Source organism: Erwinia sp. MYb416, from assembly GCF_037479575.1.
GTDB classification, from domain to species: domain Bacteria; phylum Pseudomonadota; class Gammaproteobacteria; order Enterobacterales; family Enterobacteriaceae; genus Erwinia; species Erwinia rhapontici.
The window spans coordinates 1-569 of record NZ_JBBGYT010000399.1; the positions used below are offsets into that span (position 1 = coordinate 1).

At 52.0% G+C, this 569-nt stretch carries 1 protein-coding gene; it reads right to left on the minus strand.

The window, feature by feature from the left end; all coding sequences use genetic code 11:
* Positions 1-505: LysR family transcriptional regulator (locus WH277_RS05560; protein WP_445235313.1), on the minus strand; the 505-nt coding region annotated here is incomplete at its 3' end.
* Positions 506-569: the final 64 nt, after the last annotated feature.

Here is a 569-nt window from a genome sequence, read left to right on the forward strand (position 1 = left end):
GATAGGAAGGGGCCGCGCAGGTGACCATGCGGATATCGCCCAGCCGTCTGGAGATAAAACTGCAATCCGTCAACTCTCCCAGGCGCACAACGCAGTCGACGCCTTCGCTAATTAAATCGGTTTTCTTATCCGAGGAGACCAGAACGACCTCAATATCAGGGTACAGCGCTTTAAACTGCGCCAGATGAGGGATCAGAATGCTATGCGCCAGCGCCAGCGGCATATCCAGCGTAAGACGCCCACGCGGAGGGAGCGTGGGTGAGAAGTTTGCCATCATATCGTTCACTTCAGCCAAGAGATGCTTTGAACGCTGATAGAAGTCGTCGCCTTCTGCGGTGACACTCAGCTTGCGGGTGGTACGGTGGATCAGTTTCACCCCGAGATCATCCTCAAGCTGCTGAATCGCTTTGCTCACGGCAGGGCGATGAAGTTGCAGAACATCGGCCGCCTTAGTAAAGCTACCCTGTTCAACAACCTGCAAAAATATATTAATATATTCAATCATTTTAGCGTGCATACATTGCTCTGATCAGGCTTGAATCGCGACAGTTTGCGCCAATGGGGATAAC